The sequence below is a fragment of the Vibrio renipiscarius genome, assembly GCF_000827885.1.
In the GTDB taxonomy this organism is placed as follows: domain Bacteria; phylum Pseudomonadota; class Gammaproteobacteria; order Enterobacterales; family Vibrionaceae; genus Vibrio; species Vibrio renipiscarius.
The window spans coordinates 1,005,912-1,022,431 of sequence record NZ_JTKH01000024.1; the positions used below are offsets into that span (position 1 = coordinate 1,005,912).

A 16,520-nucleotide genomic window follows, 5' to 3' on the forward strand; every position below is an offset into this window, starting at 1 on the left:
CGTGTCGCTGAAAGCAATCGCCAGAGTTTATTCGCCAGCCATCGCTTGGCGTTTTGTTTTGATACTTGCAAATAGCATGTAGATGCACGTTGCCATCAGTGTTGCGAATAAGTAACCCAACAGACCTTGCTCACCCAACATAAAGTGGTCAGCCAGTACAGGGCCAGCAACGGAACCCACACTGTAGCTAAACAGCATCACTTGCGTGACTGACACAATGTATGCTGGATCCAGTTTGTCGCAGCCAAGGTTAATCGCAACTGGGTACAGTGCAAAAATTGCCATCCCCAATACAAACAGGCTAACACCCAATACATAAATACCATCACCAATGGCCGTAAAGCCAATTGCTGCAACGCCAAGCAAGCAGAAAAGCGCCATAAGCAGTGTGCGACCAAGATACTTAGAAAGCCAAGGCACGATAGGTTGAACGGCCATGCCACCCAAAATAACCAATGCCATCAGGCTGCCAAGATCGCTGTTATCGATGCCACGATTACGCAGTTCAACAGGCATTAGGCCGTAAATCGCACCCAAAGTCATACCCGATACGATACAACCAATGATTGCCGCATGGTTTAACTTGCTGATTTGTTTTAGCGACAGCGCGTGGCTTTGGCCTTCTTCTGGTTGATCAGTACGGCCAAACGCCAAAACGATGATCGCTAGCACCAATAGTGCGATGATCGCAATAAATGGAATGCTACCGGTTACGCCTAATGCACCAATACCAAGTTGGCCAAGTGAGCTACCACCGTACAGTGAACCCATGTACAAGCCAAGACGTTTTGCACGTGCGCTTTCATCGCCATGTAGCAACCATGATTCCACGATGACAAACACACCTGCCACCGCGATACCCGCGATAAAGCGCGCAGATAGCCAAGCTGGTGTATTGGCAAATACAGGCAGTACGACGATGGTGGCAATGAACGCCAACAAGCAGCCGATAAAGGCTTTGCGGTGACCAATTTTGTTCACGATAGGCTCAAACACCATCGCACCGACTAACAGACCGGCATAAAACACACTGGCTAACCAACTCGCAAGCGAAATATCCAAACCATAGTGTGGAAGCATTAGCGGGATGATACTCATTAAATAGCCAGACGCCACCGCATATAAAGCAAGCGCAATTACAGGTACTGAAATGCGAGCTGGGGATGCAGGAGCAAGTGTATTTTCCAATGTCGTAGCCTCATGTAAATAGTTCTTATCATGGAGGGATAAGAAACAAAAAAGGGGGAGTTGATGGGCGGACTATGGGGATTTTTTGTACAGCGGTAAAATGAAATTTTTTATCGATGTCGATAAAAAAACGTTATCGATATTCGCGGCGTATAGTTATGCAAAAAAACATACAAAAAAACCGCCAAAACACAGGTTTTGACGGGAGTTAAATAGGAATAAGTTATTTTGTGACAGCTTGTTCAAGCCATTGTTTAAATTGGCTTTCTGGTAGAGCGCCGTTGATGAAGTCAACTCTTTGTCCGTTTTTGAATACCATTACGGTTGGGATGCTTCTTATCTGATATTGTGCCGCTAAATTTTGCTGTGCTTCGGTGTCAATTTTTACAAAACGAATTTGACCAGATTGCGCTTTAGCGACGGACTGAAATACGGGCGCGAAGCCAACGCAAGGATTGCACCAAGGGGCCCAAAAATCGATGACAACCGGTTGACTGCTATTGAGCAAGGCCGACAAGTTGAGCTCCGTACCCTCGATAGGCGCTCCATCCAGTAATGCTTGCTGACATTTGCCGCAAACAGGACTTTCAGAAACACGTTCAACAGGCACACGATTGACACCTGAGCAAGATGGACAACGAGTATTAAATGTAGACATATTTATTTCTCTTATTCTTATAAGTGACCACTTCACGTGCGCGGCTAAACACAAAGTTGGTTGTTTGCATTCTGATTGTGCTGCGGTGCTCACTTTCGATTGTGGGACTATAGTTATACTATTTGATGGAACAGAAGAAAATACAAAGGCTTCCTATGACCACATATTCTGCATCAGCCAATTTCGCCGAAATAACCGGTTGGGGGAAGTGCCTTCCTCCTGCGGTTCTAACCAATGAACATTTAAGCACCTTTATCGATACCTCTGATGAGTGGATTCGCACTCGTACTGGTATCGAAGAGCGCCGTATTAGCCACGTTGAAACATCAGATATGGCGACCGTTGCCGCCTTGCAAGCCATCGCTTGTGCAGGGCTGGAAGCGCAAGACATTGATTTGATCATTATTGCCACATGCTCGCCTGACTCACTTATTCCTAATATCGCTTCAAAGGTATCGCAAAATTTAGGCATTTCTGGCGCGACAGCGTTTGATCTGAATGCGGCTTGTACCGGATTTTTATATGGTTTAGAAACCGCCACGCGTTTAATTCAAGCAGGCAATTATCAACATGCAGTTGTCGTAGGAGCTGAACGCCTTTCGTTCTATATTGACTGGACAGAGCGCGACACGGCGGTGTTATTTGGTGACGGAGCAGGGGCTGTCGTGCTCAGTAAAACCGAGGAAAAATTGGGTTTGCAACAGGCGCAACTTGGCTGTGATTCTCAAGGCCGCGATATACTTTCTGTGCCTAAGTTCGGGACGTCGATGGATCGCTTTGCCGATGATAACGGTTACTGGAGCTTTAATTTTGTCGGTAAAGAAATTTTCAAGCGTGCGGTTAAAGGCATGAGCGCTGCGGCACAAAGCGTTTTGACTCGTAGCGAAATGACAACAGACAATATTGATGTGGTGATCCCGCATCAGGCGAACCTGCGTATTATTCAAACGCTGTGTGATATTTCTGGTATCGATCAAGACAAAGCGTTTGTGAACATCCAGCATTACGGTAACACTTCTGCAGCGACAGTGCCGATCGCGCTATGTGAGGCCGTTGAGCAAGGAAAAATCAGTGCCGGTGACAACCTTTTACTTGCCGCATTTGGTGCAGGTTTAACGTGGGGCGCCGGTCATGTAAAGTGGGGAGAACGTTTGACCCCAATAGCGCACAGCAATGCAGAGCTGCCACCATGTGAACAAAGTGCGCTTGAACTGCTAGAAAGCGCGATTGCTCATTGTAAAAACAAGCCAGTATAGATAGTTACTCTGCCTTGAGAGTGATAAAATTGCGCCTTAAACGACAATAACGTTGTCAGAATAGACATATACCCGTCCTAATTGAAGTGCAGCGGTGTTGACTGGTACTTTCAAACCTCATCACATAGTGCATCTATGCCCAGAGGCTTTGTTTGCTTGTCGCCTACCTGTCTCTTCAAGTGGTCTGGGTATCGTGAGTAAGTTAGGGCGCACATGAAGTTTCTCCACACCTCAGATTGGCATTTAGGCCGACAATTCCACAACGTGTCATTGCTGGAAGATCAGCAAGACGTGCTCAAGCAAATCATTACTTATATTGAACAGAATCCCGTTGATGCTTTGGTGATCGCGGGGGATATTTATGATCGCAGTGTGCCACCGACTGCCGCGATTGAGTTGATGAACGATTTTGTTGAGCGTGTGTGTGGGGAGCTGGCGTTACCGATAATCCTTATTCCGGGTAACCATGATGGTGCCCAGCGTCTTGGTTTTGCGGCGAGTCAAATGAAAGGCTCAGGGCTGCATATTGTGGCTAATTTTGAGGATATGCTGGACCCTGTCGTCATTTCGAGCGACATCGGAGAGGTGGCCTTCTATGGGATGCCTTACCATGATCCTGAACTTGTACGTCACGCTTTTCAATCAGACCAACCGATTAAAGATCACGACGATGCGCATAAACTGCTGGCAGAGAAAATCTGTGCGCAATTTAAGCCTGATCAAAAGCATGTTCTGGTGAGTCACTGCTTTGTTGACGGCGCGATGGAATCTGATTCAGAACGACCGCTTTCGATTGGCGGGTCTGATCGCGTCAGTCACCAGCATTTCGTGCCGTTTGATTACGTTGCCCTTGGCCATCTGCATCAGCCACAAAAGAAAGGCGAAGACTACATTCGTTATAGCGGTTCTTTAATGAAATACAGCTTTTCTGAGCAGCATCAAGCCAAAGGGATGACCTTAGTAGAATTTAACCAAGATGGCTTTCTGTCAGCCACGCACATCCCGCTGACGGCGCCGCATCAAATGCGTATCATTGAGGGTGAAATGGACGCCATTTTGCAACAAGGCAAGACCGATCCAAACAATCACGATTACATTCTCGTTCGACTACAAGATAAGCACGCAATCCTCGATCCAATGGAGAAGTTGCGTAAGGTATACCCTAACGTTTTGCACCTTGAAAAACCGGGTATGTTGATTGGTGTAGATCAACAATTAGGCAAAGCGCGCTTAGCGCGAGGCGAGCTAGACATGTTTAAAGACTTTTTCTTAGAAGCGAAACATGATGCGTTGAGTGAAGCGCAAGAACAGGCGGTAAGCCAGATTATCGAACAGCTAACACGCCAAAAGGATGCTTAAGCAATGACCCCGTTAAAACTAACCATTCAAGCATTTGGGCCATTTGCAGGCAAAGAAGAAATTGATTTCACAAAGCTAGGCCATGCGCCGCTGTTTCTGATTAACGGACCGACCGGCTCAGGAAAAAGCTCGATTTTAGATGCGATCTGCTTCGCGCTGTATGGTGAAACCACCGGCAGTGAGCGAACCGGCGATCAAATGCGTTGCGATCATGCGGCGCCTGATTTGATCAGTGAAGTCAGCTTTGAATTTTCTCTCGGCAATAAGCAATACCGCATTGAGCGTGCGCCCGATCAAATGATGCCAAAAAAACGCGGCGAAGGACTGACGAAAAAAAGCCACACGACGACGTTATTTCAATTAGATACTGGTCAAGAAATTCTGATCGCGAACAAACCAACGCCCGTCGGAAAAGCGGTCGTGGATATTATCGGTTTGGATGTGAAGCAATTTCGCCAAGTCATGGTGCTGCCTCAAGGTAAATTTCGTGAATTATTGATCGCCAACTCTAAAGAGCGTGAAGTGATCTTTGGTCAATTATTTCAAACGCACATTTATGCCGCGATTGAAAAAGCCCTGTTTGAAAAGGCGGCGCATATCCGCCGGGCTAAAGATGAATTTGACAACCAAATCAAAGGCGCATTAGATGTTGCGTCGGTTGAGAGTGAAGAACGACTCAATGCTGAGCGAGACGCGTTGATCCCGCAAATCGCCCTTGCAGATGAACAACTTTGCCTAGCGAAGCAGGCATTTGATTCTGCTCAATCTCAACATAAATCCGCCATAGAATTAGTGAATCGTTTTGCTAAGCGCGATGCGTTGTTGCAAGAAAAGCATCAACATGTCGCCAAGCAGTCTGAGATCGATCGCCTTGTCTTATGTCGCAAGCAGGCTCAGCAAGCCGATGCGTTGCAGTTGCCTTATACCCAGCAAGCACAAGCCGCCCTAAAATTGGCACAGGTACAAGCTGATGCACAACACATTGAGCAGCAACTCAGTGGCGCGCAACAGCGTTTGTCTCAAGCGACAATCAATGCAGAACAAGCCAGTCAGTCAGCTCAAGTGTTGCCTGAGTTGACGGAAAAACTCTTCAAGCTAAATGAAGTCACGAAACGGCTAGTGGAGCGCGATAAACAGCAAGCGAACCTTCACCGTGCTGAGGGGCTTACCGCTGATCTACAGTCTCAATTTGAACACAATGCAGCACGTGCAAAAAGTTTAGAGCAGCAAGCTCAAAGTCAGCAAACCGCCTTTCAGCAAGCGAAAGAACAGTCGGCGATGCTTGGGCTTAAAGAAGCTGAGTTAGATCAAGTCAGTAAACAACTTCATACGCATCAAGAGCTGATTAAAACGCAACAAGCGGCGATTCAATTCCGTTCGATTCTCACAACGAAGCAAGCTGAGTTGGATAGTGCAAAACAACGCACCGAGCAAGCGAAAACGCAAGCGGATACATTGGAATATTATTGGCATAGTTCCCAAGCGGCTCAATTGGCAAAAACCTTGCGACAAGGTGAACATTGTCCGGTTTGCGGTAGCCTAGATCACCCACAGTTGGCCACGTTTACAGAACAGGAAGTGACGAAAGATCAGGTTGATGATGCGCGTCGTGTTCAACAGCAATGCTCGTCACAACAAGAGCAAGCCAGCGCGACGGTGCAACATGCTCAGTTGGATGTCGCCAAGGTAGAGCAGGCGGTCTCTGGCTGGCAGGCACAACTTCCAGCAGCGCCGTTAACGGTTGACCAACTTCAACTGAGCGCTTCTGAGCTCACCCAGCAGATTCATGCGCTGAGAGCGATTAATTTAGAGCAGTTAGCCCATGTGTTACAACAAACAGAGCAGCAAAGCGAGCAGCTTCAAGGTACGCAGCGTTTGCTGGAAAAACAACTCGATGAGGCGAAGCAGCAAAGCGCGACGATTCGAGGAACGCTGAACTCATTGCTCCAAGATATTGCGCCTGACGAGCAGAACAGAGACAGCGTTGTAGCGGAAACGCAGCGGATTGAACAGCAACGTATTCAGATTCAAAATGATGATCAGTTGGCCAAACAACAACGAGAGTTGGCGAGTACACAGCACGTGACCTTACAGGCACAATGGCAATCACTAGATCAACAGCTTAGCCAGGCGTTAACTGATGAAAGTAACGCTCAAAATGAGTGGACACGGGCGCTGACCTCAAGTCCGTTTGTTGATGAAGAAAGCTATCTGCAAGCCAAATTGTCGCCGAATGATATTGAGGCCATTGAACATAGTATCAATCAGCACAGCGAACGCACCTCAAGCCTCAATGGGGCTTTAAGTACGCTTGAGCAAGATCTTGATGGACTGTCATTGCCGAACATCGATGAGTTAGCGCAGCGCAGCGAATTGGCCGCGGCAGCTTATCAAAAGGATCTGGACGCCAAAGGCCAGTTGCAATCGGTATTGGACAATTTCAATAAAGTCGCGGCACGTTTAAGCGATTTGTATCAACAAAATAGTGCGTTAGAGAAAGAGTACCAGGTTATTGGCACGTTGAGCGATATTGCCAATGGGCGGACTGGTGCGAAAGTCAGTTTGCATCGCTTTGTACTTGGAGTGCTTTTAGATGATGTGCTTATTCAAGCGTCACAACGATTAAGAGTGATGAGTAAGGGGCGTTATGAGCTTCGTCGCCGTGAAGACCGTGCGAAGGGCAATGCGGGCTCTGGGCTCGATTTAATGGTTGAAGATGGTTATTCAGGTAAGCTGCGTGATGTGACCACATTATCGGGCGGTGAATCGTTTATGGCGGCCCTTGCGCTGGCGCTAGGGGTTTCGGACGTGGTTCAATCCTACAGCGGTGGTATTCGATTGGATACCCTGTTTATCGATGAAGGTTTTGGCAGTCTTGATCCTGAATCGTTGGATTTAGCCATTCAAACGCTGATCGACCTCCAACAGGGCGGTCGCACAATTGGTTTGATCTCACACGTTAGCGAACTCAAAGAACAAATGTCGCTACGTGTGGATGTCATCGCTCAGCGCAATAGTAGCCACATTCGCTTACAGGGTGTGTCGGCTTAATTTTCTTATTTATCTAGGTCTACGATTCCGCATCAATGGCAGCTTGCTGTTCATCATTATGGTTTTCTTAATGTTGGTTTTTTGCCAACGTTAAGAAGACCACTGACGTCGATGCGGTTCAATGGTAACTAATCAAAAACAATCCCCCCAATAGCGTTTGCTTTTTAGTCGGTGAGTGATGAGAGAGGTGTAATGGATTCGGTTCGTAAAGTGTATCAATATGCGGAACCCAACTTAACGGTAATGGGCTGGATGGGCTTTTTAGGCTTTCCAATGTATTACTATGTTTGGGCACAGCTTTTTCCGCAAAACTATGAATCGCTTCCTTTGCGTTTGTTCTGCTCATTGTTGTTTTTGGTGATTGCGTTACGTCATTATGTGCCTGTTTATTTGCAGCGCTATTTACCCGCGTATTTCGCGATTTGTGTCCCGATCTGCTTGCCGTTTTTTTTCTCATATATGATGTTTAAAAATGACTGGTCTACGGTATGGGTGATGTCATTCATGGCCGCGATCCTCATTCATATTTTGATTGTCTATCGGACATTTTTGGTGATGCTGCAAACCATCATTGCGGTGACATGCTCTCTATTGGTTGTCTATGGCGCGAATTTATCACTAATACTCGGTAGTGTGGTGTGGGCTTATGTGCCGATTTTTCTCTTCACCTATGTGTTCGGTAATCTATTTTATCTGCGTAACCAAACGGAATATGAAAGTCGAGTGTCTTTAGCGAAGTCATTTGGGGCTGGTATTGCCCATGAAATGCGTAATCCATTGAGTGCGGTAAAAGCCACATTAGATGTTCTAGAGTCGTTGTTGCCGAAATCGAAAGGTCAAGGTGACGAGCCGTTGGTGTTTGATCCGCAGGCGTTATCGCTCGCTCATGAAGTGCTTCAAGATGCAAATGAAGCGATACGCAGTGGAACGGAAACGATCGATCTATTGCTGACATCGATTGATCAAAATCGGATTACGAATGCGACTTATCGTAAACATTCAATGCGGGAAGTGGTGGAGCAAACATTAGCGAGTTTTTCTTATCCATCCAAAGTAACTAAAGAGTCCATGCGCATCAATTTAGAGCAGGATTTTTTCTTTTTTGGTAGTGATACATTGCTGAAATACACGCTCTATAATTTGCTTAAAAACGCGTTCTATTATGGTTTACGCGATAATTTTGTGGTCTCGATTGAGCTGAAGCGCTTGCAAGGCCATAACCAACTTATCGTCCGAGATAATGGCGTAGGCATGAGCCCAGACGTCCGCAAATTGATTTTTGAAGACTTTTACACCCACGGCAAAGCAGGAGGCTACGGACTCGGCTTACCATTTTGTTATAAAGTGATGCAGGCGATGGGAGGAAGCATTCGCTGCCGCTCTGAGCTAAATCAATTTGCAGAGTTTACGTTGTCATTCCCTCCTTATTGCTCGGGTGGGGTATCACAAATCAAACTTGATATGATGAAGTCTAAATCCATTCTCTATATTGGCTCATCCAATATTATGATGCGTACCATTGAAGACTGTTCTTTTTATCAGGGCTTTAAGTTTACACAGTTGAGCATACAAAAAGCATTGGCCCGCGAAGAATTTGAATTTGAATTTGAAGTATTGCTGGTGGATATTGATGAGCAGATGTTAGCGCAATCGGTATTAGAAGCGCTTGAAAAGAAATTAAGCTTTACCGAAGGTCGAATTGTATACCTGTACAATAAGAGTGCCGTGCCTTTCTATGAACGTGAGCGCAGTGTCGAGTTTTACCCAGTAGAGAAGCGACAATTACTCAGCCAGTGCGGCAAAACACTGGATGAGTTGTGTTTTGAATCACCCAAAGCGAGTCGCAAACTCGACAATCACGAAACCAGCTTTCAAGGTAAAACCTTGTTGATCGCCGATGACAATCAGTCATTCCGTGCGTATACCGCGATCTTAATGCAGCAATACGGCTTTAATGTTTTACAAGCCCAAGACGGGCAAGAGGTGTTGAGTTTACTGACGCAAGTGCCGGTGAATCTTATTGTGATGGATATTGAAATGCCCACGATGGACGGAATTGTCGCAGCAAGAGCGATTCGCGCTGCGCCACATCCATTTTCACAAACGCCGATTATCGCGTACTCGGGTGATTCGTCACACAGCATGGCGGAGCGGATCAAAGCCGCCGGTATTAACGACTTTTTGGTTAAACCGGCGAACAGTGACAGTTTATTGAAAAAAGTCGCTAAATGGTTATAGCTCTTTTTTCTTAAGGGCTGGGGCGCTCAAGCTATATTGTATGTCTGACTTAATGTGAATGAGACGTACGAGTGAAAAGCTCAGGAAAATACATACGCACATAACCAAACGTCACCCAAATGACTAATATGGTCGCGATGGAAAGCTCAAATAGTCCGAAATCGTGTAGCCAATGCCAACGTGGATGATATTGTTCAAAAAAGCTGGTCAATCGGTGCATGGCAACGGCGCTGATCACGGAAGGGAAGGTGACGGCGGCAATGGATGGCTGAAATTTAAGACGCATTAAACGGAAGTAACACAGGTAAATCATCAACGTCATCGTAATCGCAATGCCGGCCAATGCGCCAGTCAGGATCGGATCGGGCTGTTTAAAGTTCACCAAATAAGTGGCTAGAGTGAGGTTAATGGGCGCGGCCATGATCGCTAAAGTTGGACGAGCACGTCGAGGCAGCATCCCCTCAAAAACAAGGCGATATAAAACCAGCGGCAACATAAAAAAGTAAATTGTGATGCAGATATTCACCAAGGTTTCTGAAAACAAAGTATGGCCGAATTGTGTACCTGCAAGCGAACTACTAATGAGTCCTACAGGGTATAAGAACCAACTCGGTACTACGTTTGACATCTTGAAATTGGTCAATTGAAAGCTGAAAAAAATCACCATCATCGACACATGGAGCAGCAAGGCGACAAACCAAATTGGGTAGGCGATAATCGGTGAAATAACGGCCAAATAATCACATAAGATCAGTAGTGCCATGCTCATTGGTGCCATTAGGCTGCCACTGAGTGGGTGACGTAAATCGGCGATAAATATTTTCGGGTTAGAGAAATATTTAATGAGCACAGGGGTCAGCATTAGCGCGCCTAATCCGGCAAGATAAGGACGGATCGCTTCGCCAATTTCAGGGACATAGAGAGCCCAAGCGTGACCTAGCCCGATCATTCCCAGCGCGAGAGCGGCTTGAGAGGGGGGAACATTTTGAAATTGTGTCAGCCTTCTCCAGTTCAAGCTGAGCTCCTAACTACCGTGATAGCAAAATACGCCATTGATAATACAAACTTTTTCATTAAGTCTAATTGAGAGGCGGCGATAATATCAAGCTCAATGGTCTTCCTGCAATTCAATTTCAATATTAAGGCAGGTCTTCTTGTCGTAATTTCTCATTTTTAATTGTGCGATGAAGTAACTGGCTATAAATGGGTTGTCCGCCTAACATCTGAGCGAAAATAACCGCCCCTAAGCTGGTTATAATAAGAGGAAGAATCAAGTAATAATTATTGGTCATTTCAATCACCAATAAAATGCCGGTAATGGGTGCACGCACAGTACCCGCAAACAACGCGCCCATCCCCGCGATGGCAAACATGCCTGGTGTAATGGGTAAGTCCGGAAAGAGTTGTTGGGCAATCAGGCCAAAAGCGTAACCAAATAGCGTACCTAGTGCCAGCATGGGAGCAAAAATGCCACCAGGCGCTCCAGAGCCAAAACACAACATTGTTGTAATTATACGACCAGCAAACAACAGCAATAGGAACCCTGCGGCGTAGTCACCATTCGTGATGCTTGGGATAAGCGCGATGCCACCGCCAGTGAGTTCTGGTATATACAGCAGCATGATCCCAAAACAACCGCCAATAAGTGAACCAGTCAGAAGATAGCGTTTTCGATCATTGTTATGTAAGCGAACAAACATGTCTTGTGAAAAGGTGACGAGGCGATTAAACACCACGCCAAATATTCCAAATAAAGCCCCCAGCACCAAAAATAGCCACAGAGTACTTAACTCTGGCGATTGATATTGTGGCATTGTGATCACGGCATCTTGGCCATTGATATAGCGAAACACAATATTGGCCGACACGGCAGAAATGATCACGGCGCGAATCGAGATTAATGAATAGCGAAACTGAGGGCGCATTTCTTCAACGACAAACATGATACCGGCCAGTGGGGCGTTAAACGCGGCGGCGAGTCCGGCGGCGGCTCCTGATGCGAGCAATGAATGACGGGTGTCATCGTTCTTAACGCGGAAAATATCCGTCACCATTCGACCGATTGCACCGCCCATTTGAACTGTCGGTCCTTCGCGTCCCAGAACCATGCCTGATCCGAGAGCGCCCATACCGCCAAAAAATTTCACCGGGAGTACGCGCCACCAGCGAACTGGACGAATGCCATCCATTGCGCCCTCGATCTCGGGAATTCCTGAACCAGCCGCTTCCGGTGCAAAGCGGTGTACGAGGTAATAACCGATAAACGCTAATCCGGCACTGATGACGAAGGCCGCTAACCATAACGGAATGACGCTGCCAATTTCGCTCTTTAGCCACTCCGTTCGAGTTTCAGAGACAAATTGCACCGCGTGTTCAAAGTAAGTACCGACTAAGCCCGCTAAAACCCCTACGATCAACGACATCAATAGCACTGGGATCGGGGTCGTGTCTTTTGAGAGAAATTGATTAATCGCATCTTTAGGCATTTTTGCTAAGAATGATTGCTTAATTTTCTCTCTTTTTGTCATGGGTTTATGTACCTCTTGTTCGAGTAAAACGCGCGATAGCCTTGAAAAGGATAGTAAAATTATACGCTCTTGCTCCTCTAACTATAGCGATAAGAATGCAATGTTGAGTTTCAAATTTGGTAATTTGTGAGCAATAGGTATTAATGTGCCCAGTTGCGTATTTGATGGTCTTTTTTGCTATTAATCACACTTTTTAACTTGAAGTTTATCTAATTTGAGCCATATTTAATGTGTAAGGCAAAGAGAACGAACTCGCATGGAGGAACAAGTGCCTTACATACAATTTGGATGGAATCGAAAGTTCATTTCTATAGCCTCGTTTAATATCAGAATGCACCTATAGCCACTCTGATTCGCAAACTCACGATTGAGTAACGAGGGATAAGGCGCACTCACGGTGCGCCTTTTGTCATCTTATCCCCATCTGATTATCCGAGATCAGAATAAGGTGGCTGCCACCAAAGGTAACTAAGGGTATAATTCTCCCAATATTTGTTCGGAGAGCCACCATGACATCAAAAGTGCCTACCAATATCATTACCGGATTTCTCGGTGTAGGAAAAACCACCACAATACTCAATTTACTTAAGCATAAGCCTGAAAACGAAAACTGGGCGGTGCTGGTGAATGAATTTGGTGAAATTGGTATCGATGGTGCAATATTGACGGATCAGGGCGCCATGATTAAAGAGGTGCCGGGTGGCTGTATGTGCTGCACCGCCGGTGTTCCTATGTCTGTGGGTATTAACGCCTTATTGCGCCAAAAGCCTGATCGCCTAATTATTGAGCCGACAGGGCTTGGCCATCCTAAGCAGGTTGTGGCGACGCTTACCTCAGAGCAATACCACAATTATGTGGATTTGAAAGCGACGATAGCCTTGGTTGACCCGCGTAATTTACGTAATGCTAAATATACGACCAATCAAAATTTTAATGATCAGTTGGATAGCGCGGATGTGGTGATTGGCAACAAAGTGGATGTTTGCCAACCGGACGACATTGAAGCATTCAACCATTGGATTGCCTCACAAGCGGTGCCGAAAACATTCAGCCAACTGGTTGAGCAAGGCGCGTTGCCGCTCAGTGTACTTGAGATTGAACGAGTTCAGGGCAGTGCCTCATCGCATATTGAACATCATCATCATGATCATGCAAGCCAAGAACCGCAATTTGAGCTGCCACCGGGTGAAGCTTTCATTCGCCGAGAAAATAAGGGCCAAGGTTATTTTAGCTGTGGTTGGTTATTTGGTGCAGAGTATGAATTTGATTTTGATCAGCTGTTTTCGATGCTCTCTGATTTGACGGCAGAGCGTGTGAAGGCCGTCGTGAATACCGATCAAGGTACGTATGCGTTTAACGTAGCAAACGGTGTTGTGTCGGTGAATCAAATGAGTTTATCGGGTTTTGAATCCCGCTTAGAAGTGATTGATACGCACTTAATGCCTTGGCAAGATCTAGAAGTGATTTTACTTAAACTGTGCGGCATTGCTCAGGCTTGATATTCAGCTTTTGAGCAATAGGTTAGAATATTCTGCTAGAAATAAAACAGGGCGGCTAAAATGCCACCCTGTTTTTATTTTCAATTAACGCGAAGGAAAGGCGATTAATTAACGTTTGTTTCTCAAGTAACGTTTACGGCGCTCTTCTTTCTTCTTAATCTTTTCTTCGAGCTTACGCGCAGTGTCAATCTCAACTTGCACTAGCTCTTCTGTGATCATTTCAGGGCGTTCCAGCGTGATTTGGCCCAGAGTACCGCTACGCAGTTCGTGCAGAAGAATCTCTGAAGCTTTGTGCAAATCAACACGGCCACCAGAGCGCAGTGCACCACGACGACGGCCAATTTCTTCCATTAGCTCAACATCACTTTCTGGTAACTCTTCGATTTGGTAACGTTCTTTAAGTCTGTCAGGATACGCTTGAGCGAGGTATTCCACGGTGTAGAAAGCCACTTCATCATATTCCATCGCCGTATCTTTTACCGCGCCTGTTGCCGCAAGACGGAAACCACTGTGCGGGTTTTCTACTTTCGGCCACAAAATCCCCGGAGTATCAGACAAAACGACGCCGTTTTGTAGGTTGATACGTTGCTGACGACGAGTGACTGCCGGTTGGTTACCGGTAATGGCAATCGTACGGCCGGCAAGCGAGTTGATGATCGTCGATTTACCAACGTTAGGAATGCCCATGATCATGGTGCGGATATTCTTACCCACTTCTTCACGGTTCGGTGCCATTTTGCGGCACAATTCGAGAATTTTTTGCACTTCTTGCGGTTGTGACGTCGTGATCGCCATTGCTTTCACATTTTGTTCTTTTTCCAGATGCTCAATCCAAAGCTGAGTCATTTCAGGATCAGCAAGATCGCGCTTGTTCAGTACCTTAATCACTGGTTTCTCGCCACGTAGCTCGGAGATCATTGGGTTTTCGCTACTAAACGGGATACGAGCATCCAGCACCTCGATGATGACATCGATTTGAGGGATCGCTTCTGCAATCTCCTTTTGTGCTTTGTGCATATGGCCAGGGAACCATTGAATAGACATGAAAATAACCTTGTTTTCTGATTTTGAGCTAATTGTAAGGGGAAATAGCACAGAGTAAAGGATTGAGTCGTGAAAGATCACCAATCTCACCCTAAACGCTCAATGTCACTGCGTTTTAATCGGCGACTGCACTTTAACGGTGTTGCCTTGGGTATGAGGTAAAACGTCGGGCTCATCAATATCAGTACGCAATATAAGTACAGCGGTTTGAACGATATCAAGTGCGGCGAATTTCTTTGCACATAGTAACGTTATCAACAAGGCCATTTTTCTTTTTTGCGCGTTACGAGGAGAGTATGTTTGCCTGCCACAATATGGATGTGATGCCCAAGTTTGCGGAGTGTTCTCACCCAATAATGCGCTCTATCGCACGCTTCCATACCTATACGCCTTAGTGACAGGTTTGTTATCGTAGTCATTAGTTTAGAGTGGGTTACCGACTTAAAGGGCAGGATTTTGACATTTGGTCTGCCGCATGAGGGTTAAAGTGCGTTTTAGCCAGGTCGATGTGTCGTGGCCCGTCTAAGGGGGGCATAGTGAGCGTTATGAGCATTAATCATGGATGAGTTTTCTTTTAAAGTTTGTGCCTGTTGCGGTTACGAACGTGAGGAAAATGACTATAGAAATCCAAATCGTTGTCCTCGTTGTAAACAGCGATATGTGTTTGCGCGCGCCGGTTATATGAGGGGAGAAAGCTACCGTCCTAATGCTGTCCTTTTAGAGGCAAGGATATTCTATGGCATGCTTGCTGTTGTTCTCATTTGCTGTCATTTGTTGTCATTTGTTGTTGCTGGCTATCAAGGCGAGGCTTTGATTGTGAAGTGACATCTTCACAACAAGAACCGTTTGTATTTTAAATGATGAATGTGTTCATTTGAGTACAGGTGTTTTTTTAGGGAAGGGGAGTATTGTGGAAATCTGGACGTTGTTATTTTTTATACCGGCGTGTTTTACGCTAAATATGACCCCTGGTCCCAATAATCTGTTGTCTATGAATAACGCTCGTTGTTATGGTTTCAAGTCTGCTTTCATGGCCGGTCTTGGTCGTATTGCCGCATTTTCTGTAATGATTGCATTCGCCGCGTCAGGTTTAGCGGTTGTTTTATATGCGTCTGAAACATTATTTCTTATTATTAAAGTCGTGGGTGCCGCTTACTTACTGTGGATTGCTTTTAATCTTTGGCGCTCAGACACGAGTCCGATCTCGGACATTGAAAATACGAGGAATCGTTTCGGGTTAGCAAAGCAAGAGTTTGTCTTAGCTGCCGGTAATCCTAAAGCTATCTTAATCTTTACGGCGTTTTTGCCACAATTCGTTGATGTTTCGGCAAGTGTCAATGAACAGTTTTTCGTTCTCGGAGTCACCTTCTTGTTATTGGAAATGTGCGCGATATCGCTATACGCTGCATTTGGAATCTATTTGAGGCAATGGTTCACAAAACCGAACATGGCAAAGCGCTTTAATAGAGCATGCGCGACCTTTTTAGCTCTATCTGGGGCTAACTTGTTGTTTAGTCGCCAGCAATAACCCAGAATATTTAGAATGATTCGCAGCCCTTTTCATTCTGCGTGATTTTGACGTTTTTGATTTTTAGTCGGCGGGATTGGTTTTGTCGGCAGTAAAAACGGAAAGCACGGGTTGGTGGGTAATAAGTTCGCATTCAGAAATAAAAATCCCTCGAATAATTCGAGGGATTTC

At 45.9% G+C, this 16,520-nt stretch carries 12 protein-coding genes; 7 read left to right on the forward strand and 5 right to left on the reverse strand.

Annotation, left to right across the window (positions count from 1 at the left end):
- Positions 1-27: 27 nt before the first annotated feature.
- Positions 28-1,188 carry an MFS transporter gene (locus OJ16_RS18170; protein ID WP_040992659.1) on the reverse strand — a complete coding sequence of 387 codons (1,161 nt, stop codon included), beginning with the start codon at positions 1,186-1,188 and terminating at the stop codon, positions 28-30.
- Between the two features lie 223 nt (positions 1,189-1,411).
- Positions 1,412-1,846, reverse strand: coding sequence for a thioredoxin TrxC (gene trxC / locus OJ16_RS18175; RefSeq protein ID WP_040992660.1), 435 nt, complete (start codon positions 1,844-1,846; stop codon positions 1,412-1,414).
- 155 nt (positions 1,847-2,001) lie between these two features.
- Here trxC and OJ16_RS18180 point away from each other — a divergent pair, with 155 nt between their 5' ends.
- From OJ16_RS18180 to OJ16_RS18195, 4 genes are all read left to right on the forward strand, one after another.
- Positions 2,002-3,102, forward strand: a complete 1,101-nt coding sequence (locus OJ16_RS18180; RefSeq protein ID WP_040992661.1) for a ketoacyl-ACP synthase III — start codon at positions 2,002-2,004, stop codon at positions 3,100-3,102.
- Between the two features lie 213 nt (positions 3,103-3,315).
- The gene (locus OJ16_RS18185) at positions 3,316-4,461 is read left to right on the forward strand and encodes an exonuclease SbcCD subunit D (RefSeq protein WP_040992662.1); all 1,146 of its coding nucleotides are present in this window, start codon (positions 3,316-3,318) and stop codon (positions 4,459-4,461) included.
- Positions 4,462-4,464: 3 nt separating this feature from the next.
- The gene (locus OJ16_RS18190) at positions 4,465-7,512 is read left to right on the forward strand and encodes an AAA family ATPase (RefSeq protein WP_040992663.1); all 3,048 of its coding nucleotides are present in this window, start codon (positions 4,465-4,467) and stop codon (positions 7,510-7,512) included.
- Between the two features lie 192 nt (positions 7,513-7,704).
- Positions 7,705-9,750 (forward strand): ATP-binding response regulator, encoded by a 2,046-nt coding sequence (locus OJ16_RS18195; RefSeq protein WP_040992664.1) that lies wholly within the window; start codon positions 7,705-7,707, stop codon positions 9,748-9,750.
- Positions 9,751-9,799: 49 nt separating this feature from the next.
- Here OJ16_RS18195 and OJ16_RS18200 read toward each other — a convergent pair whose 3' ends face one another.
- Entirely contained in the window at positions 9,800-10,765 is a 966-nt protein-coding gene (locus OJ16_RS18200) for a TDT family transporter (RefSeq protein ID WP_040992665.1), read from the reverse strand.
- Positions 10,766-10,889: 124 nt separating this feature from the next.
- Positions 10,890-12,278, reverse strand: a complete 1,389-nt coding sequence (clcA, locus tag OJ16_RS18205) for a H(+)/Cl(-) exchange transporter ClcA (RefSeq protein ID WP_040992666.1) — start codon at positions 12,276-12,278, stop codon at positions 10,890-10,892.
- Positions 12,279-12,787: 509 nt separating this feature from the next.
- Here clcA and OJ16_RS18210 point away from each other — a divergent pair.
- The gene (locus OJ16_RS18210; RefSeq protein WP_040992667.1) at positions 12,788-13,777 is read left to right on the forward strand and encodes a CobW family GTP-binding protein; all 990 of its coding nucleotides are present in this window, start codon (positions 12,788-12,790) and stop codon (positions 13,775-13,777) included.
- A 108-nt stretch (positions 13,778-13,885) separates the two neighbouring features.
- On the opposite strand, the gene ylqF is transcribed toward OJ16_RS18210, so the two are convergent.
- Positions 13,886-14,821, reverse strand: a complete 936-nt coding sequence (ylqF, locus tag OJ16_RS18215) for a ribosome biogenesis GTPase YlqF (protein WP_040992668.1) — start codon at positions 14,819-14,821, stop codon at positions 13,886-13,888.
- Between the two features lie 558 nt (positions 14,822-15,379).
- On the opposite strand from ylqF, the gene OJ16_RS20015 reads away from it, so the two are divergent.
- Positions 15,380-15,646 (forward strand): hypothetical protein, encoded by a 267-nt coding sequence (locus tag OJ16_RS20015; protein WP_152613869.1) that lies wholly within the window; start codon positions 15,380-15,382, stop codon positions 15,644-15,646.
- 85 nt (positions 15,647-15,731) lie between these two features.
- A complete protein-coding gene (locus OJ16_RS18220) occupies positions 15,732-16,349 on the forward strand; it encodes a LysE family translocator (RefSeq protein WP_040992669.1) in 618 nt (205 codons plus the stop codon).
- The last annotated feature ends 171 nt before the right edge of the window (positions 16,350-16,520 follow it).